Origin of the sequence: Thermotoga sp. Mc24 (assembly GCF_000784835.1) — a bacterium.
Lineage (GTDB): Bacteria > Thermotogota > Thermotogae > Thermotogales > Thermotogaceae > Thermotoga.
Genome location: NZ_JSFH01000005.1, coordinates 21,818 through 46,528, shown reverse-complemented (window position 1 = coordinate 46,528; position 24,711 = coordinate 21,818). Strand labels below are relative to the sequence as shown.

Genomic DNA, 24,711 nt, shown 5'->3' with positions numbered 1-24,711 from the left:
TCATTCCTCCCTCAAACGCGGGTTGAAAACTTCATCCATTGCTGTACTGATCACGAGCAAAGAAGCAGTGACGGCTACAATGGCAAGTCCTGGTGGCACAAACCACCACCAGAGTCCCCTCCGCACTGCCTCCATGAGAACCGCCCACTGAAGCATGATTCCAAGAGAAATTCCCTGGGTGGGACCAAGACCGATCAAGCTCAACCCAGCTTCTCCCATTATTCCTCCGTTTATGAACAGAACAAAGGACATGAAAGCGTATGTTGCTATGGTGGGTATGAGGTCCTCTATCACAAGCCTGAAATCAGAATAACCCGCCATTATGGAGAGGTAAACATACTCTCTCGACATCACACTCATCAATTGAGCCCTTATAGCCCTTGCAAACCAAGGCCACTGGAAAAGACCCAAAATGACAGCGACCATTTCAATGCTTCGTACTTTCAAATAACTTGCAATAAGAATTGCTATGAGTATTGAAGGAGTGGTGAGAACGATGTTAGTTATAGCCATCAGCACATCATCTACAATACCTCTTTTCACAGCGGAGAAACTACCTATGATCGTACCTATTACAAGTGAAATGATGGCGGCCAGAAAACCGATGTAAAGTGAAGAACGAATTCCATGAAAAAGCTGTGCAAGAACGTCTCTACCGTACGTGTCCGTTCCGAAGGGATGCGCGCTGGAAGGAGGTTGCTCGTAATCCCAGGTCATCTCCGTGGGATCCACTTTATAGAACATAGGTCCAAAAATTCCCAGGAAAAGAAAGAAAAGAAAAATCGAAAAACCTATTATAAACTTTTTGTTTTTGAAAAGTGGCCTTATCATCGTTCGAAACATATCTCATGCCTCCTGTCCTAATCTTATTCTTGGATCTATCAGAGCGTAAAGGAAATCCACAATGAAGTTGGCAAGGTAGATAGAGGCAATAAGAATTACAAAAATTCCCTGTATCAGAGGATAATCAAGTGTGGTCAAAGCCCTGAAAAGCAGATATCCCGTTCCAGGGTAATTGAATACAATCTCAGTGATCAAAGCCCCTCCCAGAACTCCTCCTAGGCTTAGGGCAAGTCCTGTAATCTGTGGAAGGAGGGAGTTCCTGAAAACGTATTTAAAAATCCTCTTGTCTTTCATACCAAGATATTCAGAAAACATCGCGTAATCGCTTCCAAGTTCATATATCACCATGAGTCTCATTCCTATTGCCCATCCACCCATGGCAGAAACAACAATAGACGCAAAGGGCATTATGTAGTGTTTTAAAACATCAATGAAGAATGACCAGCTGAGATTCGGTATCGTTCCCTGAGAATAAGCCCCCTGAACAGGAAGCCAACCGAGCTTCACTCCGAAAAAAAAGATGAAAATCATTCCAAGCCAGTAGTACGGAATCTGGGAGACAATAAGAGATGTAGTGAGCACTCCTTTGTCTATCCATGTGTTTCTTCTGTAAGCCGCCAAAGCACCAAGACTGTTACCCAAGATCCACGCAACTATCGTTGCTGGAAGAAGAAGCGCCAGTGTCCAGGGAATAACTGGAATGATCAGGTCAATAACTTTCCTCGGGTAGAAGGTAATGGATGTTCCAAGATCTCCTCGAAGTGCTTTGGTGATGAACTCGAAATACTGAACGTACCAGGGTTTTCCGAGACCGAATTCTTCCATCAAAGTTCTTTCCGCGGCTCTTATGGCTTCTGGATTGGCCTGAGCGACTCTGGAAAGCCCTGAGAGGATTTGAGATAAAGGATTTCCTGGAATTGCTCTTGGAAGTATGAACACAATAGTTGTTGCCACTATATAGGTAACAAGCAGGAAGATGAAACGTCTCGAAAGGTACTTGAACATCGATTTTGTTCCCATTCAATTCTCACTCCCCACTCTGTTTTTATGGAACCCGGCCCCGAAGAGGGGCCAGGGAAAAATCACATGGCTGCCTTATGAAGGTCTTCGAAGATCTTCGCAGTGGGTATTTCGATACCTCCTTCATCGACCGTTCCAAGCCAGGATGGAATAGGTTGTGGATTGCTCTTCTTGGAGATAATGAAGAGAGTTGGCCAGGTGTCCGCGTGCCATGGAGAAGGTCTAAACCAGGCTGGGTTGTCCTCGTTTGGCCAGTTAATCCAGTACTTCGTAGAGTACTCGTACCAGTGAGCCGAGTAGAACGCTGGTATGCTTGGCATGTCTCTGTAGATGATCTGCTGGATTCTGAAATACGCCTGTTTCCTCACCTCAGGATCGAGTGTAGAAACTGCTTTATCGAGGAGTTCGACTACTTCATCGCTGTCGTACCTTTCCCAGTCTCCAGCCCATGTGACTTCACCAACAGGTTTGGAAAGTCTCTTATCAAGAACGAATCTGTAAATGTTGAACGGATGATCGAAACTTGGACCAACACTCCAGGATATGATGAGATCGAACGTTCCCTTCGTCATCCTGTCTGCCCATACAGAGAAATCGGGGAACTCTGTTTTCACATCGATACCTATACTCCTCAGGTTCTTTGCGATCATTTCGCACATCATCATCCAGTCGGTCCAGCCGTACGGAACAGAAATCGTGTACGGGCCAAGTTTTGTGCCATCCGGTCCCACTCTCACACCATCCGGGCCTTTTTTGTACCCTGCCTCGTCCAAGATCTTGTTTGCTATACCGAGATCGAACGGGATTCTTCCATCCTCAGTTCCAAAGGTTTTCTTTGCGAGGTCGTAATCGATGTACTGTTTGTACGGTTCGAAGAGATCGATCACCATGGACGGGTGAGCCTGACTTCCATAACCGAAGTAAGCCTTTTTGAGCATTTCATTGTACGGAATGGCGTAAGCGATCGCTTTTCTCACAGCAGGATCATTCAGACCTGGTTTAGTGTTGTTTACGTACACGAATCCCACACCGTCGGGAATGAAGTAGGGTTCCTTTTTGTACCACGTTCCAACTGGAATACCTTTCTTTTCCCAAAGTTCCCAGACACTCGGAATGAAGAGTCCGTTCCAATCGATGTCTCCTCTTTCGAACGCGAGACTGGCACTTGGGTTGTCCTTGTAAATGACGTGAGCCAGATACTTGGGTCTTGGGAGTCCAAAGATGTCCTTACCCCACCAGTTGTCAACTCTCTGGTACACAACGATGTTCGGGTCGTAGTAGTAAAGCTTGTAAGGACCAGAAACAACCTGTTCTTCAGGCTTGTCGTTAACCCAGTCTTTTATGTTCATCTGTGCTCTGACTCTTTCATAGACGTGCTTGGGCATTGGCTGTGTCCCAAGTGAGTAGGAAAGGAACTGGAAGTAGTTGAGGTTTTCCTCTTTTGCTTTGAACTCGACTACTTTGGTGTCAACGGCTTTTACGTACTCAATGTAAGTGTCCCATCCGCCACCAGGTCCTATTCCAAGTTCTTTGGTGAGCTCAAGAGCATAGACGAAATCTTCTGCTGTGATCGGTACCCCATCACTCCATCTTGCTTCAGGTCTGATGTAGATCCTCAGAGTTTTGTCGTCCACGAATTCGTATCTTTCTGCGATGACAGGAATCCAAGCGTCTCTTCCAAGGTCGTACTGGAACGCCGGAAGGTACATGAACTGATCAGTACCCCACGTGGACTGCGGTGCATAGAGGTTCCAGGTGGTTGCAGGACCCCAGAGGGCTCCTCCGATGTAGACTGTGTCTTCACGTGGCAGGGACACCTGTGCCATCAAACTGGAAAGAACCAAAAGAGCCAGTAACAGTACAAGTGACTTTCTCATACCCACACCTCCTTTGTATATGGATAAAGGTTAAGTTATTTGTCTCAGAAACTCTTCTATCGCCAGAACATTTCCTCCAACAAGGGACGGTGAAATTTCCTTGAAAATGGTATCTCTTATGAGAACATCGGCAATTTCTCTGTCTATTATCTTTTCAAGTTCTCTTTTTATAAAAGAACCAAATGTATCCCAGAGATCGTTGACAACACCGCCGAGTACTATCACACCAGGATTCAGAAAGTAGATGATGTTCTTTAAAACGACTGCTACATATTGTAGGAATTCTTCCATTGTTTCTTTCACGTTCTTTTCCCCTGAAAACCATAACCTTTTGATGTGTCGAAACTTCTCATCCAGCGTTTCTCCCTGAAGTTCTACAAATTTCTCTATCTTTTCTATGAGTTTTGATATAGAGAGAAACTCCTCCACTTCTTTTCCGCTTTCTACATCGAGGACAACATGACCTATTTCCCCAGCAGCGAAATTTTCTCCCCTGACGATTTTGCCGTTCACCGAAATCGCTCCACCGATTCCTTCACCGAAATAGAGAAAGAAAGCAACATCACTTTCCTTTACATCCTGAGAAAAGAATTCTTCAGCCAACAGCGAAAGGTTGGAATCGTTTTCTACCAGAACTTCCAAATCTAGATTCCCAAACTCCTTCTGAAAATCAATATCTCTCCATCCAAGGTTCGGTGCGTGGATCAAAAACTTACTTTCCGTGTTCACAATACCTGGAAGAGAAAACACCACTTTCGATATGTTTTTGTTCAGAACATGGCTTTTGAGAATGTTTTCATAGGAAGAAGTGACTCTTTGTTTGAATTCACCAAAATCTTTCGGAGTAGAGAACCTCTCAATTATTCTCCATGCACCATCCAGAAAACCAACTGCAACCAGCGTCTCAAGTACCTCCACGTTGTATATGATTGATGTGATGAAAGATCTTGTTGGACCGTAAGTTACGGCTTTTCTGCGACGACCAGTCGCTGTTCCCTTTTCTTCTACCAATCCCTCATTCACCAGTTCTTCAATGATCCTCCATATTGCGCTCTGAGCGAGTCCTGTTTTTCTGGCGATTTCCACCCTGCTGTGCGGTCCACTCTCTATCAGATATCTCAGAACCATCTTTTTGTTTTCCGTTTTCATGGATTTTGGATTCAGCTTTTTATGCACTTCATATTCCTCCTGCTTTTTATCTATCTTCCTCAGAAAGAAATTATAACGATATGAATCAAAAAGTACAAACACAAGTAATACTCATTTTTTCATGATTATGAGTGAATAATGGGAATTATTTCAAATTATAGTTCAAATTCTAATATTTTCTTTGAGTTACAACTGATTTTACTCCCGATGCTCTTTCTAAAGAGTTCAATACATTCTCAAAGTGAGAAGAATGTGTGTAACAAAAAATCCGTCGAAACCATAAGTTATTGACTCCATGTAATGATCGGTTGCCGTTATTTTTTATGTTAAAATTACAACATACTCGAAGTGAATTCTGCATCAAAGGGGGTGTAATCACGAGAAGAGGAGCGCTGTTTTTTATTTTCATGGGAATTCTTTCTATACTCTTTGCGCAGGAGGATGTTACTGTGAACGGTGTAACTCTTATTACAAAAGTCTTTCCGGAAGGTGAAAAAGCCTGTGCGGTCGTCATCGAATATCCCGTTGAGATCGATGGTCAGAAACTCTCACCGGATCGGTTCTCGGTGAAAGTGAAAACTAGCGATACCTACTCTTCAAGAACGATTACAAAAGTCTACGCAAACAACAGCGGAGATCTCTCTTTTAGCATTTTCAACAACCGCGGAAAGTATGTTGTTCTGGAACTCTCCACCGAAGATTTACACTCAAACACCATTGTTTTCGGGCCTAATTTTCTCAACACCCGCGTGAAACTGGACTACATCGTTTCACAGCTTGTTCCCATTTTTGACGTAGACGGGAACGAAGTGGAACCTTTTACGTCGAAACAAACGGATGAGAAACATCTCATCATCGATGATTTCCTCGCATTCACTTTCAAAGACCCAGAAACAGGTGTTGAGATACCTTACAGGTTGTTTGTTCCAAAAGATGTGAATCCTGACAGAAAATACCCGCTGGTTGTCTTCCTACACGGAGCGGGAGAGAGGGGAACGGACAATTATTTACAGGTCGCTGGGAATCGTGGAGCGGTTGTCTGGGCCCAGCCGAGATACCAGGTGGTTCATCCGTGTTTTGTTCTCGCACCGCAGTGTCCACCAAACAGCAGCTGGTCCACACTCTTCACTGACAGGAAAAATCCTTTCAATCCAGAAAAACCCCTCCTTGCGGTGATAAAGATCATTAGGAAACTTCTTGACGAATACAACATAGACGAGAATCGAATCTACATCACCGGGCTTTCGATGGGAGGTTACGGCACCTGGAGTGCCATCATGAACTTTCCGGAACTCTTCGCAGCTGCAATACCGATATGCGGTGGAGGAGACGTCAGCAAAGTCGAGAGAATAAAGGACATACCCATCTGGGTTTTCCACGCAGAAGACGATCCTGTTGTCCCAGTGGAGAATTCGCGTGTTCTTGTGAAAAAGCTCGCAGAGATTGGAGGAAAAGTCAGATACACCGAGTACGAAAAAGGTTTCATGGAGAAACACGGGTGGGATCCACACGGATCGTGGATACCTGCCTACGAAAGTCAGGAAGTCGTAGAGTGGCTGTTTGAACAAAGTAGATAGTTGTGGTAGAATTTAAGTGAAAAATCATATACCTCAAGAGAGCCCTGCTGGGCTCTCTTTTTAATTCTCAAAAAAGGAGGGATTCACATGCCAGCAAAGGTTTATTTCACAGACATGACGACCAACCCAAACATGAACATGCTTCAAAAGTTAGAACTTCTTTTGAAGAAAGTGGAACTGGAAAAGATCATCGAAAAAGACAAGTTCGTGGCTGTAAAACTCCATTTCGGTGAATACGGAAACCTCGCATTCATAAGACCCCAGTACGTGAAAATCATTGTGGACCAGATCAAGAAACTGGGTGGAAAACCTTTCCTCACCGACGCGAACACGCTCTACACCGGCCACAGATCGAACGCTGTGGATCATCTGATAAATGCCTACCTGAACGGTTTCACCTACGAGGTGACGGGGGCTCCTGTGATCATCGCGGATGGTCTCAGGGGTTCAGATGAGATAAAGGTGAAAATAGATGGAAACTACGTAAAAGAAGCGAAGATAGGTGCAGCGATAGCCCTGGCAGATGCGATAGTCGCTGTAACACATTTCAAAGGGCACGAAGCAACAGGTTTTGGTGGAACGATAAAAAACGTCGGAATGGGAAGTGCATCCAGAGCTGGAAAGATGGAACAACATTCCGAATCCAAACCGTACGTGGTTGAAGAAAAGTGTGTCGCCTGTGGAACATGCGCGAAGTTCTGCCCGGTTGGAGCAATCACCGTCACAAAAGTGGCAAAGATCAACTACGAGAAATGTATCGGCTGTGGACAGTGTATCGCCATGTGTTCCTACGGTGCCATGTCTCCAAAATGGGACAGCTCGACTGACTCTTTGAGTAAAAAGATGGCTGAATACGCAAAAGCGGTTCTCAAAGACAAGAAAGCGGTCTTCATTTCGTTCATCATGAACATCTCTCCAGACTGCGACTGCTGGAACATGAACAAACCTCCCGTGGCTCCCGATATAGGAATCGCGGTCAGTACAGATCCGGTCGCCCTGGACCAGGCCTGTATCGATCTTGTCCTTCAAAAAACGGGCAAAGATCCGTTCCTTGAGGTTCACCCAGATGTAACCTGGAAGACACAGCTCGAATACGCTGAAGAGATCGGTCTTGGAACAAGAGAATACGAACTCGTGAAGGTGGCTTGTGATTTGAAGTGAAAAGTGGTTTAATAGAGGTGGCAAACTTTATGAGGAGGTCTTATTGTGAGAAAACTTGCTTTGATCAGTTTGGTTCTTTTAGCGGTCCTTGGAATGCCCCAGGAATGGGTTTCACGATCCTTCGGTCCCATCAGCTGGCAGCAACCGTCGGACTGGCAGGAAACACCTCCACTGGCTTTCAATTCGACCGGAGTTTTCAAGGGAATGGGTGATGGCCAGACGCTCAATCAGGGAGTTGGTGTGTTCTTCATCTACGACACAGGTGTCGAAGTAGCACTCGTTTATGGACTATCCCAAGATGCCTCTCTCGTCGATCAGGGTGAGACAGAGTGGAAAGGATTCAAGGGAAGATACTACAAGTTTGAGGGAAACGACCTTTCTTTCAATGTTCAGACCTTTACACTCGGAATGAGAGATCTCGCTTTCTGGAGTTTTGTAGTTGGAGAACCCGCAGACGAGGATTTAAAAACTCTGGAGAAGATTCTCTCAAGCATCGACTTGAACGATCGATTCAGATTCAGCAGATGGAGCTCGCAGGATGGAACGCTTGAGATGTACCAGAACGGCAATCACTTCGAAGGATCTTTTGGAGAGAAAACCTTGGAAGGAATAGTGATCGAAAACGGTATTTTTGGATGGTGGAAAAAATCAGACTCGACCGGCAGCGTGGGACCGTCTTGGTTCTGGGATGGTGCCTTCAACGGAAAGTTCGTAGAAGGGAAACTGCAACTGCTGTTCTCCAACTTGGAAGATCCGTTTCACTCACTGGAAGGAACCACTGTGACCTTTGAAAACGTTTCTGGAAAATTCGAAAGTTCCGCAGCAGAAGAAGTTTTCGTCACAGAATCCCTTCTTTGCAGAAGTGTCTACGAAAACGCGCCTTTCGCTACAGACACTGCGTTCACACCTTTTGACAAACGAATCGTCATGTGGAGCGCGACAAAGCCATTCGAAAACTCCCATATATTCAAATGGGAATGGTACGATCCAGATGGAAATCTTAGAGAAAACGTCTATTACATCGTTGCCACAACGATAGAAACAGGTTACGATTATTACGACAGCGTGTGGGGCTGGATGGCAACCGACAGATTCGGAGAAGATGCGTTCGGCGAGTGGAAAGTAGTGGTTTACGCGGACGGAAAGAAACTCGATGAAAGTTCTTTTAAACTGGTTCAGGAACCAGAGATGAAAACCATCGAAACAGAAACCTTCAAATTGAACGTTCCCGCTTACACCTATTACCAGCTTTCTGAAGGAGTGCATTACTTCATATTGGACATTGCAAATCTGATCTTCGCAGAAGCACATTACGAGACAGAACCACTCAACGGTGAGGTTTACAAAACCCCGAATTACGAGGTTAACTTCATAGAAACATCCATGCCGGATTACCAGACGGGACAGAACTTCATTTACTGGGTCGTTCAATTTCCGGAGAAAGATGGACAGTACCTCTACATGAGCTTCTACGCTCCAGAAGATGACTTCAAGAGACTGGAAAGCCTGTTTGAAAGGATTTTGAACAGCGTTGAGTTAAAATGAAAATCCTTATCACCGGAAGGCCAGGTGTTGGGAAAACCACTTTAATCAAGAAACTATCACGCCTCCTGCAGAACGCAGGGGGCTTTTACACTGAAGAGATGAGAGAGGGCGAAAAAAGAATCGGTTTCAAGATCATCACCTTAGATGGTGAGGAAGGAATACTAGCAAGAACAGATCTCCCTTCTCCATACAGAGTGGGTAAATACTACGTGAATCTAAAAGACCTGGAAGAAATCGGTGTAAGATCGCTCGAAAGAGCCTTTCAGGAGAAAGATCTGATCATCGTAGACGAGATAGGGAAGATGGAACTCCTATCCAGGAAATTCCGGGAAGTAGTCGAAAAAATCTTCGACAGCGAGAAAGATGTGATAGCCACAATCAAAAAATCGAGCGATCCATTCGTAGAAAAGATCAAAAACAGAAATGATGTCGTCATCTTTGAGCTGAACGAGAAAAATCGTAACTCTCTGTTGAACGAAATTCTGTCTGTTTTAAAATTCAATCGAGGTGAAAAACAATGATACAGATGTTTATCAATTTACTGGAAACGATCCCTTCACTGGGAAGACACTCATTTCAGGTCGCTTTTCTTTCCGCTCAGATCGCAGAAAAAATGAATCTTGATCCCAACGTTTCATTCTTATCTGGATTGATCCACGATCTGGGACTGATTCTGCCATACGAAGGGAAAACGCTGCTGGATGAAATAGACGACACTTTCGTTATCGTGCGGGACACCCCGGGCAAACCCCTCCATCTTCACAGCATCCTTGGGAGTTTCATCACCGATTACGTCGAGAAACTGAAGCCCATATCCCCCATCGTTTTGAAACATCATTTCCCCGCCTCGTACCTGGACAAAACAGAAGAGAATCTGATCTCCAACATCGTCTTCATCTCGGACCAGGTTTCAAGATACACAATGGTAAATTTGGATGCTTCACCCAGAGACATTATTATCGCTCTCGAAGATATGAAAAGCTTTTTCTTCCCGGAGATATTTGAAGCTTGCAAAGAGGTCTTGACCACGGAATTCGTCCAGTGGCAGCTTGAGAACATTCTTGAGGGGTCCAGTGCTACAGATCTGCTACAAGATTACATAAGAAACTGTCCAGACTGTGGTAAAAAAGACTTGATTCAAGCTGGAAAAGTCGTGTCGTTCATCGTCGATACCAAAAGTGAATTCACTACCAGCCACACCTGGAGAGTCGCAGTCTTCTCAGAAAAAATGGCAGAAAAAGCCGGCAGAAACAGTGAGGATCTCTTCATCGCTGGTCTGTACCACGACATTGGTAAAATCAGCGTGAGTTACAAAATTCTCGAAAAACCAGCAAAACTCAGTGATGAAGAATACGCTATTATGAAAAAGCACGTCTATTTCTCCTATCTCATCCTTCTCCCCTACAAAGATGAAAACTGGTTTTTACCCGCGGTAAGGCACCATGAGAGGCTCGACGGTTATGGCTATCCTTTTAGACTGAAAGGGGAAGAAATGACCCTTGAAGATAAAATAATCCAGGTTGCCGACGTGTTCAGCGCACTTTTAGAGGAAAGGCCTTACAGACCTGCGAACACCGTGGAAAAAGCCCTGAGCATGGTGCACGAGGAAGTGAAGAAAAAGAAATTATCCCAAGAAGCCTTCGAGTTACTTGAATCATCCCTGAAAGACTTCGATCTCAGCAGTATAGAGGTGGGAAGAGAGATTAGAAAAGAGATCAGAACGTTTGTGGATAGAGTAGTCGAAAAATTCGGAGATTACGTTCTTTAGAGGTGAGAGCATGATCTTGGTGAAGAAATTTTCTTTCGAGGCCGCACATAACCTGACCAGGTACCTTGGAAAGTGTGAGAGACTCCACGGTCACACCTACAGACTCGTTGTTAAGATAGAAGGTCCTCTGAACGAAGAAGAGATGGTTATGGATTTTGCCGAGCTGAAAAAAATCGTCGAAGAGCTGGTTGTTTCTAAACTCGATCACTCGTATCTCAATGACATGTTCGATCAGCCCACCACGGAAAGAATAGCGATATGGATATGGGATCAGCTCTCGAAAGAGGTGGAAAAACGCGGTGTCAGACTCCACGAGATAGAACTGTGGGAGACAGAAACGAGCGGTGTTGTGTACAGGGGTGAGAAAGTTTGAAGGATGTTCAGAACGAAAAAGACCCAAGGATGGTCCCTCTAAAAAAGGTGGGAATAAAGGATCTGCATTGGCCTCTCAAGGTGATTCTCAAGGAAGATGGATACCAGTCCACCGTTGCTCAGATAAGCTGTTCAGTGGATCTTCACCGTGAGAAAAGGGGAATACACATGAGCAGATTCATAGAAGTTCTAAACAAACTGGAAGTGATAACTCCTCAAATCTTCGAAGAGATCCTGGATGATCTCATAGAAATTATGGAAGCAAAGAGGGCACACTTGGAGATCCGCTTCCCCTACTTCATATGGAAAGAGTCTCCTGTTTCCAGAAAAAAATCGCCGTTGAAAGTGGACTGCTTCGTTGAAGCAGAAAAGGAGAAGAATTTTTCATTCAAAATCGGGGTCAGAACACCTGTCCACACACTCTGCCCGTGTTCAAAAGAGATCAGCGATTACGGTGCTCACAACCAGAGGGCTTTCGTTGAAATAACGGTGAAAACCAAAAAGTTCATCTGGTTCGAAGATCTGGTAGAAATAGCGGAGAGAAACGCAAGTTCTCCCCTTTACACCCTGCTGAAGAGGCCGGACGAAAAGTTCGTCACGGAAAAGGCTTATGAGAATCCCAGGTTCGTGGAGGATGTGGCAAGAGACGTGGCACTGGAACTGGAGAAAGAGCCAAGGATCACCTGGTACAGAGTCTACGTGGAAAGTATGGAAAGCATACACAACCACAACGCGTTCGCTTGTGTAGAAAAAGGAGATTTCGTTCTGGAGGGATGAAACGTGGTTTACACAACTCCGTGGAACAGAAAGATCGAATTCGGAAAGACAATGCTTATGGGAATAATAAACGTCACACCAGACTCTTTCTTCTCCGGTTCCAGAAAACAGAGCGTGCTCGAAGCGGTGGAAACCGCAAAGAAGATGATAGAAGATGGTGCTGACATAATAGACGTAGGGGGAATGTCCACCCGTCCTGGGTCGGATCCCATCGATGAGGAAGAAGAATTGAACAGAGTGATTCCCGTGATAAAAGCGATCAGATCGATAACCGATGTTCCAATTTCCGTAGATACGTACAGGTGGAGGGTAGCTTTGAAAGCTCTCGAAGCCGGGGCAGACATCGTAAACGATATCAGCGGCTATCAATTCGAACCAGATATCGTCAGGGTAGTTTCTGAAAACAACGCCCCTTACGTTCTCATGCACATAAAGGGGACACCAAAGACAATGCAGGAAAATCCTCATTATGAGGATGTGGTGAAGGAGATAAAAGAGTACTTCTCAGAAAAAATAGAGCATTTAAAAGAAAAAGGTGTGAGCCAGATCATTCTGGACCCTGGTATCGGATTTGGGAAAAGATACGAAGACAACCTCGAAATTCTTCGAAGAATCGACGAGTTCAAAGAGTTCAAACTTCCCATCCTCGTAGGTGCTTCAAGAAAATCTTTCATAGGAATCACCTTGGGAAACGTGCCTCCTGAAGAACGGCTCGAAGGTACTCTTGCGGTCACTGCGTACTGCACACTGAAAGGAGTAGATATAATTCGAGTACACGACGTTCTCCCTAACAAGAGAGTGATAAGAATGATGGAGGCGATACTCTGGCAAAGGTTGTAATAGCGCTTGGAAGCAACCTTGGTGACCGACAGAAAAACATAGAGAAAGCCCTTGAGGAGATGAACAAAAGAGAGATAAAGGTGGAAAAAGTATCCACCATAATCGAAACAGATCCCTACGGCTACGAAGATCAACCGAAGTTCCTGAACGCGGTCTGCATTGCACGAACCTCTCTTTCTCCTCGCGAACTACTGAACACACTCCTTCAGATAGAGAAAAGCATGGGAAGGGTGAGAACGATACGGTGGGGACCCAGAATCATCGATCTTGATATCGTATTCTATGAAGAACTTGTTCTTAACGAGGAAGATCTCACAATACCCCATCCCGACGCGCACAACAGAATGTTCGTTTTAGAACCATTGTGTGAGATAGCCCCAGATTTAATCCATCCTGTGTTTGGAAAGACAGTAAGGGAACTACTGGAAGATCTCAGACAACGAAGATAGACCTCGGCAATGTGGTGAGTATTTCACAGCCCTGCTCTCTCAAGACCACATCTTCTTCTATCCTTATACCGAACTTTCCCTCCAGATAAATTCCGGGTTCCACGGTGAAAACAGCGTTTTCTGGAAGTGGAGAATCGTTTCTGAAGCTTATGGCCGGTCCTTCATGTACTTCGAGGCCTATTCCATGTCCCAAACTGTGCCCGAAGAACTCACCGTAACCTTTCTCCCGTATAAAATCCCTGGCAGCCGAATCGAGTAGCTTTCCCGTCACTCCTGCCTTTGCCACTTTGAGAGCCCTTTCCTGTGCTTTGAGAACTATACTGTGAACTTCCTTCACTTCATCGGAGGGTTCTCCTATGGAAACAACACGGGTAATATCGGCACAGTAATTCTCATATATAGCTCCAAAATCTATTACAATCACGTCTCCTCTCTCAATTACCTTGTCCGAGGCTTTGCCGTGTGGAAGTGCGGACCTATATCCTGAGGCCACTATGGTGTCGAAAGCCACACCCTCCGCTCCTTCTTTTCTCATCGTGTACTCGAGAAGTGCGGCGATCTCTTTCTCTGTCATTCCTGCTTTTATCTGTTGAATTGTTTCGAGGAAGGCTCTTTCAGAGATATCTATCGCTCGTTTTATCTTCTCTATTTCTCCTTCGTCTTTCACCATTCTCATTTGTTTGACTTCGTCATCTATTCCTACAAACTTTCTATCTCCAAAGGCGCTCGAGATTCTCCGAAAAAGTGAAAGAGAAATCCTTTCTTCTTCCAGGGCTATCGTTCTTATTCTCAGATCATCCACCGCTTTTTTGAGAACATCAATGAAATCTCCACCTTTTACTTCCCTCACCTCGAAATCCGTTTCCTGCTTGGCCTGAACTGTGTATCTGGAATCGGTTATGAGAAGCCTCGTGTTTTCGGAGATGAGAATGATGGAAAAAGATCCGGTGAACCCGGAAAAATAAACCGAAGATGCCTTGGCGGAGTTTTCTATGTTCATTATCAGAAAAGCGTCTGCTTCTTTTTCGGAGATGAGTTGAATCAATCTTTCTGATCTGTCCATTGTTTTCCCTCCCTACGCATTTTCGAACTGTATCTTGTAAAGGTTGTAGTAAAATCCTCTCTTCTCTAACAGTTCATAGTGATTGCCTTTCTCTACAATCCTACCATTGTGGACTACCACTATCTCATCGACGTCTTTCACAGTAGAGAGTCTGTGTGCGATCATTATCACAGTTCTATCCTTTGAAAGCTCCTCTAAGGCCTCCTGAATCTTTGTCTCTGTTATAACATCTACGTTGCTTGTTGCCTCATCGAGAATGAAAATCTTCGCATCAAACAAAACAGCCCTCGCGAGCGCTATGAGTTGTCTCTCACCCGCTGAGAGAGTAGTTCCTCTTTCAACTATTTCGTAATAAACACCTCCAGGTAACCTCTCTATTATATCCAGAGCATGGACTTTTTTCAGGGCTTCAAGAACCCGTTCTTCCGGTATGTTTTCATCGAAAAGCCTGATGTTATCGAGAATCGTTCCACTAAACAGCAGTACATCTTGCGGGACAGCCGCTATTTGTTTTCTCACAAGCTTTAAATTGTATTCCAGAAGCGGAATCTCATCAATGAATATGCTTCCCTTCTGCGGTATGTAAAGACCATTTATCAAGCTCATGAGAGTGGATTTACCACCACCTGTTTCTCCCACTATTGCGTACAGTTTTCCCGGTTGAAAATCCAGATTTATGTCTTTCAACACCCAGTTTTTCCCATCGTAAGAAAACCATACGTTCTCAAAACGAACATAACCTTTTGATATCTTATCCGGTCCATCTGAATTTCCCGTGACCTCTGGCTTTTCTTTCAAGAGGTTCAAAATTTTCTCGGAGGAAGCCATGGAATTCTGGATTATATCGTACTTTTCGGAGAGATCTCTGAGAGGTCTGAAGAACATATCAAGGTAAGACACAAAAGCGTATAGAGAACCGAAGCCAAGGGTTTTATCCGCGATATATCTGGCACCGTACCACAGAACAAGACTCACTCCAAGAAAGTAAAGAAAATCCATGAGAGGACGAAAGACACCGAAGACGTAGAGTTGTTCCATCAGTGACCTGTAATACTCTGTGGCTACTGTGGAAAATTCCTTTTCTTTGTGTTTTTCCAGATTCAAAATTTTTATCACGCCGATACCCGCTATGTGTTCCGCCAGAAAGGCATTGAGACGGGCAAGGTTGGTTCTGACCTTACGATAAGCCCTCCTGTCGAAGTATCTGAACAGGAGGATCGAAATGACGATGAGGGGTAAGAGGTAATAAACGTGGCCAAAAAGTTCTCGGCTGAGCTGGATGAGAGAAACAACAACCGCTCCCAAAAGGAGAACATCCATAATCACGCTGGTCACAACGGAAGAGAAGAACTCCTGGATATTCTGTGTGTCGTTAACGATCCTGGTGGTAACCACTCCGGAAGGTATTCCTGTGAAAAAAGAATACGGAAGAGAAATAACATGGGAAAACACATCTTTTCTCATCAGAAGAACTATCTTTGAGCCTGCGTAACCTGTTACATAAGAATTCGCAAACCCCACCAGAAAGGAAAGGGTATTAATTCCCAGAATAAAGAAAGCTGTTAACACAATCCCTTTCAATCGTTCAACCGAAGAAACGGTGTTCCCAATAAGGAACTTATCTATCGCCGTTTTCATCAAACGGGGTGGAAGGACTTCCAGCACCGTGAGAATCAGAGAGAACACAGTTCCTACAAGAAAAAGATACCAGTATTTTTTAGCGTACCTTAGCAGAAACCTTTCTGGGCTCAAAATCACCACCTCTGTCTTGATATTTTACCACTTCTGTGTGTTATAATTGAACATGGAAAATTTCATTATAAGGAGGGAGTTTTCATGAAAAAGTTTCTTGTGATTCTTCTCGCGGTAGTAGCAGTGGGAGTGTTCGCTTTCTCGTTGGAAGAATTGAAGGTTAGTGTCTTTGGAAATTATAATTTTGTCATTTCTGCGACATCTACAACTTCTGATGCCACGGCCGCTAATTACTTGGATTTTGGTATCGATCTCACGTATCCAGTAGCAGAGAATATGGAGCTGGGTCTTGGACTTGGTTTTGCATATCTCCTCGGTACTGACGCTACTCCTCTTTTCTCTGTTGATGCGACTCCAAGCCAGAGCGCACTCGATCTATTTGCTGTTTTCAAGTATTCCATTGAACTCGACAGAGAATCCAGAGTTGTCATAAGAGGTTTCGGAGGTCCCAGCTGGCCTATGAACAAGTTCGATTTTGGTAGATTCGGTTGGGTCTTTGGTATCGGTGCCAGCTACACAAGAGACTTCGAAGGACTTGTAGTTGGACTCGGTGCCGGTGTTGAAATGAGAATCTACGAGAAAAACAACGTGATCGCAGTCCCCGTAGGAGGAAACTTTGAAATCAATTTCTGACGAAGTTCAGAGAGAAACGGGGGCATCTGCCCCCTTTTATTTTGGGGTGATGTAGATGGACAAGGAAAAATACGTGAAAGGAATAGAAAAAGCACTTCAGAAGATAGCGGTCCGTGAGTTAAAAACCGTCGATATCTCTGAAATATGGATCGAAACGGCTCTTCCAAAAGATCTCATAATTGAAATACTTAAAGAAGAAAAGCTTAACATCCCATCTGACATTGAGACCATAAAAGACGGGAGGGATATCATCTGGAAAAGGTCTGGTTCCTGAACATCTCCAGTTATGAAGAAGTCAGCGCAAGGCTCAGAGAACTCCTTGACCAGCACTTTTCCTACCTGTTTTCACCATCCGATAAGGTTCTTGTCAAACCCAACCTCATATCCGCTCGAAAGCCCGAAGAAGCAGTTACAACTCATCCTATTATTTTGAAAACTGTTCTCGAATTTCTGCTTGATCTCGGTACAAAACCATTTGTGGCGGACAGTCCAGCTTTTAGCAGTTTCAAAAGAGTGGTGAAAGTCACAGGTGTTGAGGATGTTTGTGAAAATCTGGGCGTCCCATGTGTTCCTTTAGACGATCCGGTGGAAGTCAATGGAGAGGTGTTTCAAAAGATAAAAATCTCCAGGAAAGTTCTCGAAGCAGACAAGGTGGTTAATCTTCCAAAGTTAAAGACCCACTCTCAAATGGTTATGACACTCGGAGTAAAAAACACCTTCGGATGTGTGGTGGGACTTGAAAAATCTTCTTGGCATATGAGAGCAAAGAATTACGACGATTTTGCGAATCTGCTGATAGACATTCACCGAATCGTATCTCCAGTTCTCACGATCCTCGACGGTGTGGAAGGCATGGAAGGAAACGGCCCCACAAACGGAAGAAAGAAACACTTTGGCCTTGTGGCTGCTTCGAAAAACGCTTTCGCTCTCGACGACGCTATTTGCAAAGCTTTAGGAATAGATCACGTTGTTTACACAGTTCAACAAGCGAGAGAGAAGAGAATAGTCCCCAATTATGAAACCATAGGAACATTCCACGCCTCCATAGAACTTCCTTCCACCGTCTCGACTCTTGATAGGCTCTCTAGAACCTTCTCAAGATTCTTCGTGAAGTATCCAAAGATCGACACCAGAAAGTGTGTGAAGTGCCGGCTCTGTGAGGAGCGATGCCCCGCCTCGGCCATAGATATCTCCTCCCAGAGAATCAACTACCAGAAATGCATAAGATGCTACGTCTGTCATGAGGTCTGTCCTCAGGACGCTATAAGACTCGTCAGAAGACTCATATAGATGCTATATAGAAAAAGTATATATTGAAACCATTCACGTGATGGTGATAAAATTAATCTGTGGTTTTTTTTGAGAATCATTCTCAAAAAGGGGGGCAAGGCTGTGAAACTTTCAAAACTCGTACCAGGAGTTCGCGCAAGAATAAAAAGACTTGAAGTTCCTGGGGAACTACACGAAAAACTCGTAGGAATAGGATTCATTCCAGGTGAAGAAATAGAAATCGTTCAAGTCGCTCCCCTGGGAGATCCTCTCGTTTGCAAGATTGGGAATAGGAACATCACATTGAGAAAAAAAGAAGCAGATTTCATAGAAGTGGAAGTTGTAGATGAGGAATTACCTCTGATCCTCGCAGATGATGGAACTTATGAGATAACCAGATTAGACGTTGGCAGGAGATTTCTCCTCAGAATGAAGAATCTTGGAATCGATCCAGGCAAGAAAATCCAGATTTCGGGAGGGAGATACTACATAGAAGGAAGAGAAATAGATTTGGGATACGGTGAAGCAGCCAAGATATGGGTGAGGAGGGTTAGTGATGCCGGTGAAAAGTCCCACTCGCAGAAGTGAAACTTCTCAAAAAACCGTGAAAGTTGCTCTCGCGGGATGTCCAAACGTTGGAAAGACAAGCCTTTTCAATGCTCTGACCGGCACAAAGCAATACGTCGCCAACTGGCCCGGTGTGACAGTCGAGAAAAAAGAAGGTATCTTCACATACAAAGGATACACCATCAATCTGATAGACCTCCCTGGAACCTACTCGCTTGGATACTCCTCAATAGATGAGAAGATAGCCCGTGACTATCTACTGAAAGGTGACGCCGATCTTGTGATACTCGTTGCAGACTCAGTCAATCCAGAGCAGAGTCTGTATCTACTTCTTGAAATACTTGAAATGGAGAAAAAAGTGATCCTCGCCATGACAGCCATAGACGAAGCAAAAAAGATAGGAATAAAAATCGATCGTTATGAACTTCAGAAACATCTGGGAATCCCGGTGGTTTTCACTTCTTCCGTTACTGGAGAGGGTCTGAAAGAACTCAAGGAAAAGATCGTTGAGTACGCACAGAAAAACACGATTCTTCACAAAATGATTCTGAACTACGGAGAAAAAGTAGAATCTGAGATAAAAAAAGTGGAAAGATTCCTCGGAGATAAAAAGGTGAGAATCAACCTGAGGTATTTCGCTTTGAAATACCTCTCAGGGGATCCGGAATTTTACTCAGAGGGTGTGAAGCTGGGACTTCCAGAACTGAGCGAAGAAGAAAGGATCGGCTATCGCCTTCTCATAGCGAAAAGAAAGAGAGAATACGTTGAAAGCGTTGTGAAGGAAGCCTTTGCAAACGCAGGGTCGAAATCTCTTTCTCTATCCGAAGCCATAGATCATGTTCTGACCCACAAGTTTCTTTCGTTTCCGCTGTTCTTTGCCCTCATGTATCTCGTCTTCAAATTCACCTTCGACATCGCGCAGGTCTTTTCGGACTTGCTGGATCTGCTCTTTTCCCAGTTGGGATCCGCTGTTGTCAGCACTTTCGGAGAGAACGCTTTCACATCGTTGATATCCGATGGGATCATCGGCGGAGTGGGGAGCGTTCTGGTGTTCACACCGAACATCTTTGCTATGTTCCTTGCGCTCGGTTTTCTGGAAGAGAGCGGGTATCTTCCCAGAGCCGCATTCGTGATGGACAGAATCATGGAAAAATTCAAGCTGAGCGGTAGAGCGTTCATGTCCCTCATACTCGGGTTCGGATGTAATGTGCCTTCTATCATGGCCACCCGTGCCATAGATGATCCGAGAGAAAGGCTCGTGACCGTTCTCATCACTCCCTTTATCAGTTGTAGCGCAAGACTTCCAGTGTACCTTCTCATTCTGAGAATTTTCTTCCCTGAGTCCTCTGCTGCTATGCTCTTTATGATCTACTCTCTCAGTATTCTGATAACCCTCCTTTCATCGGTTGTCATAAACTGGCTGTTCTACAGGGGAAGGACTTCACCACTCATTCTGGAACTGCCGAGGTACAGAATGCCCACATTCAAGAATCTGTACATCTACACCTGGAACAGGGGAAAGCACTTTCTGAAAAAAGCCGGAACGATCATATTCGTTTCTGCCATTCTTATCTGGGTTTTGAGTTATTTCCCATCAGGCGGAGACATTGAGAACAGCTTCTCCGCGATGATAGGAAAATCCTTGGAGTGGATCTTCAAGCCCTTCGGATACTCCTGGAAGATAGTGACATCGCTCTTCTACGGGGCTGTAGCGAAGGAAGTGGTCGTCTCGACTATGTCGATGCTCTATGGATTCGAGGAAGAAACATTCTTGGGTGCAAAGGAAGCTCTGTCTGCGGAAATGGACCCTGTGTCAGCCATAGCGTTTCTCATCTTCGTCATGGCGTACATACCGTGTTTCGCAACTATCGCAACCATATATTCTGAAACGGGAAGTTTGAAGTGGACCCTTTTCTCAATAGGGTACTCCTTTGCAGTTGCGTACGTATTGTCCCTGATCATACTTTATACCGGAAAACTGGTGGTGATGCTCATATGAACGTTTTGATGTTCATATTAACCCTGATTTCTGGTATCCTTTACATGAAGATCGATCTTCTGTTCGGCATCTTCCTGGGAGTCGTCTCGCTTGTTTTTCTTGCTGGACAATTCGAGATCTCTAAAGAAAAGTACCATGCGCACCTGTTCGTTGGAAGTATCATCGTTTTGTTCTTCGCTGGAATGAGTTTTCTTGAGTACCTGACAGGGTTTTTGAGACCCATTCTTGAAGAAGAAAGAATCACCTTGTCAGCGGGACATTACACCCTCTTTCTAACGGGATTGGTGGCACTTTTCATGATATTCAAGAAAAGGATGAGATCAGAATGAGGTTCTTTCTGGTTGCGATCGTTCTTCTTGGTGTATCAATGTTTGGCTTCAACATCATTCTGGAATCCACACCCACACTCTACGATGTGGTGGAGTACTACGCTGGAGACTGGTGTATATTCAGGATGGTGTACGACGGAACCGTCGATCCATACAACCCTCCCCTTCTCGAAACCAACGCCACGGTCATTGGAAAGGTGATAAAATGGCAAAAACCAGAGGAAAAACTCGTCGAAATATACAAAGAAGGTTCTTCTCTCAATCTCGTAGTGATACACGGAATGGATCCAAGGGAATACACGGGTGAGATGACCGAGTACAAGAAAGAGATTGAGAAGGTGTTCGAGGAAATAGGAGAAAGACTGAGAATAAACGTCTACCTGTTCATCTACCCAACTCTTCTTGCAGATCCGGAAAAGTCAGCCGAAAGATTCATCGATTTCACAAAAAACATGGAAAACATCATCATCTTTGCACACAGCATGGGAGGAATAATAGCGGAACATATCGCTGCCAAGCACCCTGAAAACGTGAAAGGGATAATCTTTGCGGGAACACCTCATTTAGGAAGTCCGCTTGCCAACGTTCTGTTCACTGATCCGGATCGATATGAAGAAGAGTTCCTCATAGACAAAAAGACTGCAGAAAATCTCAGGGCAGCTCTTCTAATATCCTATGCGGGGTTCAGTGCAACGTACGCCCCGGGTTACAAATACCTTCTCTGGAAGAGAAAACCACTGGATTTCTCAACAATTCCCTTTGTGAATCTTGTCGGAACTGTTTCCCTCAACAGTGTAGAAAGTATTCCAGGAATTCTTCTGAACATCATGACAACATCTGCATGGGACACACTGGGATTGATCGGTTTGAAACTTCTCGCAAGTAGCATTTCCACAATGAAAGATGATTTCGAAGAGACGGATGGAATGGTACCGTACAAAAGTGCCTCATACGGAGGAAATGCGCTCGTTTTCGACGCCGACCATGAAGATCTTTACAAAAAGAAAGACATAATCCTTGAGGGGCTCTCATATATTCTTTTTAGGGTACTGGAAAACGAGGTGATTTCAAAGAAGGGGGGATTGTAATGAAAGTTCTTTGGGTTTCCACTGTTCTGTTCAGTCTTATCCTTGCTGGATGTATGTTGACCACGAGTTTTCAAACACCACCAGGTACCGGAGAGATTTCGGAGGAAACACTAATGACGTTTGTTGACCCGGAAGAATCTTCGGAATCAACGATCACTACTGTAGTAGATAATAGTTTACCCGATGCCGATCAACACGGAACTGTTCTCTACGTTTCTCCTGCTTCAACAGATGTCACCGGTTTCATCAGCGTGTGGTTCGATCTAAAGAAGCTCCTTGAAGGAAAAGCTTTCAAAGGAGACATCGTTAAGTTTTATATCGACATACTTCAAACCAGAGAAGACCAGGCGACTGTCACTATGAACATCTATGAAGAAACCAGCGACAGCACCTCACTCACACCGATAGCCACGGCTCTTTTGAAGAAAAATGAATGGACGACCGTGGAAGGTACCACGACCGTCCCTGATCTTGACAACATCGAAAAATACCTACTCGGTGTATGTGCTTCGGAACCTGCCACACTCGATTTCTACATAGACAATTTCGGATGGGAAATCATACATCAACAAGGTGGAGCAACCTGATCATGGATATATCTTTCTTCCCCTTTCATCAGGGATACCTGTTCTCCTGTAAAAGTACGTGTTGATTACATCACACCACTCCTTCGCGTGCTCGAGTTGCATGTGAAGACGCTCTTTCACTCTCTCAAAAATATCCGATGGTACCCTGTCTTTCAGTTCCTCCCATTTTTTTATGAATTCTTCTACTTCCTCAACTCCTTCAAAGTGGAGATCGTACATCGTCTGGAGAAGTGTTTTCCCGGATTTCAAACGATGATCATATCGCACCCTGTGGAAGAAAAGAAGAAGATCCTCAGGACACGTGTTGATATCATCGTATATCTCCTTCCACGGTGAATGGTATTGAAGGGTGTAACCAGTGCCTTTGGAAGTTCTATCGACACCGATCGCTTCCCAGTTGGCTCTGTGGTAAGTGCCCCATTTCGAATATTCGTATCCCTCCGGATTTGGACCGTAGTGGTGACCGGGATTTACCATCCATCCAAGCCCGAACGGAGTGGTGTATTTCTCATACGTTCTGTGGGATTTCATCAACATGTATGAAACATTTTTCAGAACCTTTTCATCATCACCGAAAGTGAGTTTTATCCATTCTTCAACTACCCTTTCGATTTCTTCATCGGGATTCCACGAGAGTCTTCCGAACGCATAGAGATTCGCCTGAGCAAGATCGTGACCCGTCCAGTTAACACTGTCGCCAACATTTGATACTCCGGCAAAACCATTGTTTTTGCGATCAAAGAGAGTTCCATCCACGATTCTCTTCACGTAAGAACCCTCACCCTTAGCAAACGTGTCGAATTCCAGTATCTCCTTCCAGAGGGTTCCTAAAAAGCACAGATGAATCTGCTGACCTGTGTATTCCTGCGTGATTTGAAGCTCAAGGATTTGATTTGTCTTCTCCATCCCCCCGAAAAGCGGGTTGACAGGTTCTCTCACCTGAAAATCCATAGGACCATACTTTATTTGAATGATCACGTTGTCATCGAACTGCCCGTCAAGAGGTTTGAAGTTGTCATAGGCCGCCTTTGCTCTGTCCGTCTTGTAATCTCTCCAGTCTTGAAGGCAGTTGTAAACGAAAGCTCTCCATATTACTACTCCTCCGAACGGTGCCAATGCCCTTGCAAGCATGTTTGCACCTTCTGCGTGCGTTCTTCCAAACATGTACGGTCCAGGATTGAACTCAGAATCGGCCTTGACAAGAAATCCTCCAAAATCCGGAATATAATCGTATATTTCCTTCGCTTTTTCTCTCCACCAGCGAGCCACTCTTTCGTCGAGAGGATCGGCTGTATCCAGTCCCCCTAAATAAACAGGAGAAGCGAAGTTTATACTTAGATAGATCTTAATTCCATACTCTCTGAAGATATCGGCCAATTTCTTCAATTTTTCAAGATAGATAGAATCTATCAAATAAACTTCTCGCTTTTTGACGTTCACATTGTTTACAACAACACCGTTTATACCTATTGAGGCTAAAAGTCTGGCGTAGTCTTTCGTCCTCTGATTTATGATAATTCTGTTGTCTTTGAAAAAAATGGAGCTCCCTGCGTATCCTCTCTCGATCGTTCCATCGAGATTGTCCCAGTGGTTAAGCATACGAAATTTCGCTTTCGGCTTCTCCAGGACGTTCATCTTTTCAATATCCTCGCCGAGTCTTATTCTCTTCATCAAATCAAAAATCCCGTAAACAAGCGACTTCTCCGTCTCGCCAGTTACAATCAGGACTTTCGAACCGTTCCACTCGATCGTTTTCAGTATGAAACCTTCCTCACCAAGATTCTCATCGAACTTGATGGGAAGGGATTCCAAACACCCCACCATGATGTATTTTTCTTTCTTCAGAGGTCTGGAATAAAATCCGGGAGTGATACCAATCGATCTTTCAGAAAACCTTCTGATCTCATCTTTCAAAACTGAGGAACCGGGTTCCAGAATGGAAACACTTGAAAACCAGTCTTTGAGTTTTTTGGCAACGTCAGCTGGTAGACCTCTGTACTCCAGCCAGCACATCCTGTAGTCCACAGCATCTCCCTCCTTGAAAGT

24 protein-coding genes are annotated in these 24,711 nt (G+C 44.5%); 17 read left to right on the top strand and 7 right to left on the bottom strand.

Annotated elements, in window-relative coordinates; all coding sequences use genetic code 11:
- From MC24_RS02050 to MC24_RS02035, 4 genes are all read right to left on the bottom strand, one after another.
- Positions 1–843, bottom strand: a complete 843-nt coding sequence (locus tag MC24_RS02050) for an ABC transporter permease (RefSeq protein ID WP_038052100.1) — start codon at positions 841–843, stop codon at positions 1–3.
- A gap of 3 nt (positions 844–846) precedes the next feature.
- Entirely contained in the window at positions 847–1,863 is a 1,017-nt protein-coding gene (locus tag MC24_RS02045; RefSeq protein WP_038052098.1) for an ABC transporter permease, read from the bottom strand.
- A gap of 62 nt (positions 1,864–1,925) precedes the next feature.
- On the bottom strand, positions 1,926–3,740 hold the full coding sequence (locus MC24_RS02040) for an ABC transporter substrate-binding protein (protein WP_038052096.1): 1,815 nt from the start codon (positions 3,738–3,740) through the stop codon (positions 1,926–1,928).
- A gap of 30 nt (positions 3,741–3,770) precedes the next feature.
- Positions 3,771–4,916, bottom strand: a complete 1,146-nt coding sequence (locus MC24_RS02035) for an ROK family transcriptional regulator (RefSeq protein ID WP_012310817.1) — start codon at positions 4,914–4,916, stop codon at positions 3,771–3,773.
- Between the two features lie 380 nt (positions 4,917–5,296).
- Here MC24_RS02035 and MC24_RS02030 point away from each other — a divergent pair, with 380 nt between their 5' ends.
- From MC24_RS02030 to folK, 9 genes are all read left to right on the top strand, one after another.
- Entirely contained in the window at positions 5,297–6,466 is a 1,170-nt protein-coding gene (locus MC24_RS02030; protein ID WP_156105012.1) for a prolyl oligopeptidase family serine peptidase, read from the top strand.
- An 87-nt stretch (positions 6,467–6,553) separates the two neighbouring features.
- Positions 6,554–7,627: a DUF362 domain-containing protein gene (locus MC24_RS02025; protein ID WP_038052094.1), complete on the top strand. Its 1,074-nt coding sequence runs from the start codon at positions 6,554–6,556 to the stop codon at positions 7,625–7,627.
- Positions 7,628–7,672: 45 nt separating this feature from the next.
- Positions 7,673–9,172 carry a hypothetical protein gene (locus MC24_RS02020; RefSeq protein ID WP_038052093.1) on the top strand — a complete coding sequence of 500 codons (1,500 nt, stop codon included), beginning with the start codon at positions 7,673–7,675 and terminating at the stop codon, positions 9,170–9,172.
- Positions 9,169–9,693 (top strand): NTPase, encoded by a 525-nt coding sequence (locus tag MC24_RS02015; protein WP_004082498.1) that lies wholly within the window; start codon positions 9,169–9,171, stop codon positions 9,691–9,693. The genes MC24_RS02020 and MC24_RS02015 overlap by 4 nt, the downstream gene beginning before the upstream one ends.
- Entirely contained in the window at positions 9,690–10,940 is a 1,251-nt protein-coding gene (locus tag MC24_RS02010; protein ID WP_038052091.1) for an HD domain-containing protein, read from the top strand. Before MC24_RS02015 ends, MC24_RS02010 begins: the two co-directional genes overlap by 4 nt.
- A 10-nt stretch (positions 10,941–10,950) precedes the next feature.
- Positions 10,951–11,313, top strand: coding sequence for a 6-carboxytetrahydropterin synthase QueD (queD, locus tag MC24_RS02005; RefSeq protein WP_038052086.1), 363 nt, complete (start codon positions 10,951–10,953; stop codon positions 11,311–11,313).
- Positions 11,310–12,089 (top strand): GTP cyclohydrolase FolE2, encoded by a 780-nt coding sequence (gene folE2 / locus MC24_RS02000; protein WP_038052083.1) that lies wholly within the window; start codon positions 11,310–11,312, stop codon positions 12,087–12,089. Before queD ends, folE2 begins: the two co-directional genes overlap by 4 nt.
- A gap of 3 nt (positions 12,090–12,092) precedes the next feature.
- Positions 12,093–12,929 (top strand): dihydropteroate synthase, encoded by an 837-nt coding sequence (gene folP / locus MC24_RS01995; RefSeq protein ID WP_038052081.1) that lies wholly within the window; start codon positions 12,093–12,095, stop codon positions 12,927–12,929.
- Positions 12,914–13,378, top strand: coding sequence for a 2-amino-4-hydroxy-6-hydroxymethyldihydropteridine diphosphokinase (gene folK / locus MC24_RS01990; RefSeq protein ID WP_038052079.1), 465 nt, complete (start codon positions 12,914–12,916; stop codon positions 13,376–13,378). Before folP ends, folK begins: the two co-directional genes overlap by 16 nt.
- Here folK and MC24_RS01985 read toward each other — a convergent pair.
- On the bottom strand, positions 13,362–14,441 hold the full coding sequence (locus MC24_RS01985; protein ID WP_038052077.1) for a M24 family metallopeptidase: 1,080 nt from the start codon (positions 14,439–14,441) through the stop codon (positions 13,362–13,364). The genes folK and MC24_RS01985 overlap by 17 nt on opposite strands.
- 12 nt (positions 14,442–14,453) lie before the next feature.
- A complete protein-coding gene (locus tag MC24_RS01980; protein WP_038052075.1) occupies positions 14,454–16,193 on the bottom strand; it encodes an ABC transporter ATP-binding protein in 1,740 nt (579 codons plus the stop codon).
- Positions 16,194–16,277: 84 nt separating this feature from the next.
- Between MC24_RS01980 and MC24_RS01975 the strand changes: the two genes are divergently transcribed.
- From MC24_RS01975 to MC24_RS01940, 8 genes are all read left to right on the top strand, one after another.
- Positions 16,278–16,826 carry an outer membrane beta-barrel protein gene (locus MC24_RS01975; RefSeq protein WP_038052072.1) on the top strand — a complete coding sequence of 183 codons (549 nt, stop codon included), beginning with the start codon at positions 16,278–16,280 and terminating at the stop codon, positions 16,824–16,826.
- A 55-nt stretch (positions 16,827–16,881) separates the two neighbouring features.
- Positions 16,882–17,100, top strand: coding sequence for a hypothetical protein (locus MC24_RS01970; RefSeq protein WP_038052070.1), 219 nt, complete (start codon positions 16,882–16,884; stop codon positions 17,098–17,100).
- Complete coding sequence (locus MC24_RS01965) at positions 17,079–18,116, top strand: DUF362 domain-containing protein (protein WP_327146157.1); 1,038 nt, start codon at positions 17,079–17,081, stop codon at positions 18,114–18,116. The genes MC24_RS01970 and MC24_RS01965 overlap by 22 nt, the downstream gene beginning before the upstream one ends.
- A 102-nt stretch (positions 18,117–18,218) precedes the next feature.
- Positions 18,219–18,683 carry a FeoA family protein gene (locus MC24_RS01960; RefSeq protein ID WP_038052068.1) on the top strand — a complete coding sequence of 155 codons (465 nt, stop codon included), beginning with the start codon at positions 18,219–18,221 and terminating at the stop codon, positions 18,681–18,683.
- Positions 18,652–20,661 (top strand): ferrous iron transport protein B, encoded by a 2,010-nt coding sequence (gene feoB / locus MC24_RS01955; protein ID WP_038052066.1) that lies wholly within the window; start codon positions 18,652–18,654, stop codon positions 20,659–20,661. The genes MC24_RS01960 and feoB overlap by 32 nt, the downstream gene beginning before the upstream one ends.
- Positions 20,658–20,990: a hypothetical protein gene (locus tag MC24_RS01950; protein ID WP_008194164.1), complete on the top strand. Its 333-nt coding sequence runs from the start codon at positions 20,658–20,660 to the stop codon at positions 20,988–20,990. The genes feoB and MC24_RS01950 overlap by 4 nt, the downstream gene beginning before the upstream one ends.
- Positions 20,987–22,078 carry a lipase family alpha/beta hydrolase gene (locus tag MC24_RS01945; protein ID WP_038052064.1) on the top strand — a complete coding sequence of 364 codons (1,092 nt, stop codon included), beginning with the start codon at positions 20,987–20,989 and terminating at the stop codon, positions 22,076–22,078. The genes MC24_RS01950 and MC24_RS01945 overlap by 4 nt, the downstream gene beginning before the upstream one ends.
- Entirely contained in the window at positions 22,078–22,665 is a 588-nt protein-coding gene (locus tag MC24_RS01940) for a hypothetical protein (RefSeq protein ID WP_038052062.1), read from the top strand. Before MC24_RS01945 ends, MC24_RS01940 begins: the two co-directional genes overlap by 1 nt.
- Here the strand turns inward: MC24_RS01940 and aguA are convergent, their stop codons facing one another.
- Positions 22,666–24,690 carry a xylan alpha-(1->2)-glucuronosidase gene (aguA, locus tag MC24_RS01935; protein WP_038052060.1) on the bottom strand — a complete coding sequence of 675 codons (2,025 nt, stop codon included), beginning with the start codon at positions 24,688–24,690 and terminating at the stop codon, positions 22,666–22,668. It lies immediately after the preceding gene.
- Positions 24,691–24,711: the final 21 nt, after the last annotated feature.

Coding starts and splice junctions, on each gene's coding strand:
- MC24_RS02050 (WP_038052100.1), bottom strand. CDS start 843: ATGTTTCGAACGATGATAAGGCCACTTTTCAAAAACAAAAAGTTTATA.
- MC24_RS02045 (WP_038052098.1), bottom strand. CDS start 1,863: ATGGGAACAAAATCGATGTTCAAGTACCTTTCGAGACGTTTCATCTTC.
- MC24_RS02040 (WP_038052096.1), bottom strand. CDS start 3,740: ATGAGAAAGTCACTTGTACTGTTACTGGCTCTTTTGGTTCTTTCCAGT.
- MC24_RS02030 (WP_156105012.1), top strand. CDS start 5,297: ATGGGAATTCTTTCTATACTCTTTGCGCAGGAGGATGTTACTGTGAAC.
- MC24_RS02025 (WP_038052094.1), top strand. CDS start 6,554: ATGCCAGCAAAGGTTTATTTCACAGACATGACGACCAACCCAAACATG.
- MC24_RS02015 (WP_004082498.1), top strand. CDS start 9,169: ATGAAAATCCTTATCACCGGAAGGCCAGGTGTTGGGAAAACCACTTTA.
- MC24_RS02010 (WP_038052091.1), top strand. CDS start 9,690: ATGATACAGATGTTTATCAATTTACTGGAAACGATCCCTTCACTGGGA.
- queD (WP_038052086.1), top strand. CDS start 10,951: ATGATCTTGGTGAAGAAATTTTCTTTCGAGGCCGCACATAACCTGACC.
- MC24_RS01985 (WP_038052077.1), bottom strand. CDS start 14,441: ATGGACAGATCAGAAAGATTGATTCAACTCATCTCCGAAAAAGAAGCA.
- MC24_RS01975 (WP_038052072.1), top strand. CDS start 16,278: ATGAAAAAGTTTCTTGTGATTCTTCTCGCGGTAGTAGCAGTGGGAGTG.
- MC24_RS01970 (WP_038052070.1), top strand. CDS start 16,882: ATGGACAAGGAAAAATACGTGAAAGGAATAGAAAAAGCACTTCAGAAG.
- feoB (WP_038052066.1), top strand. CDS start 18,652: ATGCCGGTGAAAAGTCCCACTCGCAGAAGTGAAACTTCTCAAAAAACC.
- MC24_RS01950 (WP_008194164.1), top strand. CDS start 20,658: ATGAACGTTTTGATGTTCATATTAACCCTGATTTCTGGTATCCTTTAC.
- MC24_RS01945 (WP_038052064.1), top strand. CDS start 20,987: ATGAGGTTCTTTCTGGTTGCGATCGTTCTTCTTGGTGTATCAATGTTT.
- MC24_RS01940 (WP_038052062.1), top strand. CDS start 22,078: ATGAAAGTTCTTTGGGTTTCCACTGTTCTGTTCAGTCTTATCCTTGCT.